General features: G+C 77.2%; 3 protein-coding genes. All 3 read left to right on the forward strand.

Going from position 1 to position 2535, the window contains the following annotated elements; genetic code table 11:
• The coding region (gene hisG, locus HMPREF3099_RS09355) for an ATP phosphoribosyltransferase (protein WP_371327529.1) at window positions 1-298 on the forward strand (298 nt) is incomplete at its 5' end.
• Window positions 298-1617, forward strand: a complete 1320-nt coding sequence (hisD, locus tag HMPREF3099_RS09360; protein ID WP_070705709.1) for a histidinol dehydrogenase — start codon at window positions 298-300, stop codon at window positions 1615-1617. The genes hisG and hisD, both read left to right, overlap by 1 nt.
• The coding region (locus tag HMPREF3099_RS09365; protein WP_070705710.1) for an aminotransferase class I/II-fold pyridoxal phosphate-dependent enzyme at window positions 1614-2535 on the forward strand (922 nt) is incomplete at its 3' end. The genes hisD and HMPREF3099_RS09365, both read left to right, overlap by 4 nt.

Raw genomic sequence — 2535 nt, forward strand, 5'->3', positions numbered from 1 at the left:
CGAGCTGCTCGAGCTGCTGCTGCGGCGCCTGGACGGCGCCCGCCGGGTGGCCGACAGCAAGGTGGTCTGCGCGCGGGTGCCCGCCGACCGCCTCGCCGAGGTGCTGGCCCTGCTGCCCGATGCCGAGGAGCCCACCGTGGTGCCCACGGTCGACCCCGCTGACCCGACCGCCCCCGCGGGGCTGTTCGCCGTTCAGGTGCTCTGCCACGGCGAGGTGACCTGGGGGCTGCTCGAGGCGGTCAAGGCCGCCGGGGCACGCGGCGTCGTGGTGCTGCCGGTCGAGGGGATGCTCGTCTGATGCGCGTCCTGGACTGGAACACGCTGGACGCCGCCGAGCGCGCCGCCGCGCTGCGCCGCCCCGCCCAAGAGGTGGGGGAGGAGGTCAGCCGCACCGTGGCCGAGGTGCTCGACGAGGTGCGCCGCGGGGGCGCCGAGGCCGTGGCCGCCTTCACCGAGCGCTTCGACGGCGTGCGCCGCGACGACCTGCTGCTCACCGACGCCGAGGTGGAGGACGCCCTGGCGCAGGTGGACCCGCAGGTGCGCCGCGCCATCGCGGAGGCGGCCGAGGCGATCCGTGCCTTCCACGCCCCCGGGGGTGCCCGGCCGTACGTGGTGCAGGAGGGCGAGGACGCCGTGCGCTGCGAGCGGGTGGTGCGCCCGGTGCGCAGCGTGGGCCTCTACGTGCCCGCCGGCTCGGCGCCGCTGCCCTCCACCGCCCTGATGCTGGGGGTGCCCGCCGTGCTCGCCGGCTGCCCGGAGGTGGTGGTGTGCACCCCGCCGACGCGCGACGGGGGCGCCGACCCGCTGGTGGTGGCCGCGTGCGTGGAGGTGGGCGTCCGCCGCATCGCCGTGGTGGGCGGTGCCCAGGCCGTGGGGGCCATGGCCTTCGGTGCCGGCCCCGTGGGCCCGTGCGACAAGGTCTTCGGGCCGGGCAACACCTTCGTCACCGAGGCCAAGCGCCAGGTGGCCGGCATGCAGGGTGGTCCCGGCATCGACCTGCCGGCCGGCCCCAGCGAGCAGCTCGTGGTGGCCGATGCCGGGGCGAACCCCGTGTGGGTGGCCGCGGATCTGCTGAGCCAGGCCGAGCACGGCCCGGACTCCCAGGTGGTGTGCGTGGCCGACGACCGCGACCTGCTGGAGCAGGTGGCCGCGGAGCTCTCCCGGCAGGCCGCCGAGCTGCCGCGCGCCGGCATCGTGACCGAGGCGCTGGGAGCCTCCCGGCTGGTGCTGGTGCGTGACCTGGAGCAGGCGGTGGAGGTCTCCAACGCCTACGCCCCGGAGCACCTCATCCTGGCCGTGCGCGAGCCGCGGGACCTGCTCGAGGGGGTGACCGCGGCGGGCTCGGTGTTCCTCGGCGCCCACACGCCGGAGTCCCTGGGCGACTACTGCTCGGGCACCAACCACGTGCTGCCCACCTCGGGGGCGGCGCGGTGGACCGGTGGGGTCAACCTGTCGAGCTTCCAGCTGTCCATCACGGTGCAGGAGGCCAGCTCGCGGGCGTTGAGCGCCACGGGCGGGACGGCGGTTGCGCTGGCGCGGGCCGAGGGGCTCGAGGCGCACGCCCGGGCCGTGACCCGGCGCGTCGGCGAGCCCGAGGGCGGGGAGGCGCGCGCATGAGCCGCCGACCCTTCCCGCTGGGCTACGTGCGGGACGACCTCGCGGACTTCACCGGCTACTCCAGCGCCCGCACCAGCGCACCGGCGGGTGCCGTGGCGCCGGCTGCCGCCGCATCGGGTGAGCAGGGGGTGCCGGTTGAACAGGGGGCGCCGGTGGACCTCGCGTGGCTCAACGCCAACGAGGCCGCCACGCCCAACCGGGCCGATGCCGGCGCGAGCGTGCGCCGCTATCCCGACCCGCAGCCGGCCGCGCTCCGGGGGCGCCTGGCCGGGCTGTGGGGGGTGGCCACCGATGAGCTGCTCGTGACCCGGGGCAGCGACGAGGGCATCGACCTGCTGGTCCGTGCCTGCTGCGCACCCGGCGGGGCGACCCGCGGCGACGCCTCCGGCCCAGCGGCGGGAGCCGCCCGCGGGGGCGTGGTGGTGGCCCCGCCCACCTTCGGCATGTACGCCGTGACCGCCCGCCTCCACGGCGCCGCGGTGCACGCGGTGCCGCAGCTGGTGGAGCCCGCCGAGGGGCCCGGGGGCGGTGAGCGCTGGCGGGTGGACGTGGACGCCGTGCTGCGCACCGCCCGGCAGCAGCAGGCCGACCTGGTGCTGCTGCCCTCACCGGGCAACCCGACCGGGCAGGGTGTGCCGGTCGAGGACCTGGTGCGCCTCGCTGAGGGCCTGCGCCGCGACGAGGCCCCCGCTCTGCTCGTGGTCGACGAGGCCTATGCCGACTTCACCGACGCCCCCTCGGCGGCCACGCTGCTGGCCACCCACGAGAACGTGGTGGTGCTGCGCACCCTGAGCAAGGCACACGGCCTGGCCGGTGCCCGCATCGGGGCCGTGCTGGCGCGTGCCGAGCTCGTGGCGCTGCTGGGCCGCGTGCAGGCGCCCTACCCGTTGGCCGTGCCCGCGGTGCAGCTCGCCCTGG

The sequence above is a fragment of the Kytococcus sp. HMSC28H12 genome (assembly GCF_001816045.1).
Classification (GTDB): domain Bacteria; phylum Actinomycetota; class Actinomycetes; order Actinomycetales; family Dermatophilaceae; genus Kytococcus; species Kytococcus schroeteri.

Coding starts and splice junctions, on each gene's coding strand:
- hisD (WP_070705709.1), top strand. CDS start 298: ATGCGCGTCCTGGACTGGAACACGCTGGACGCCGCCGAGCGCGCCGCC.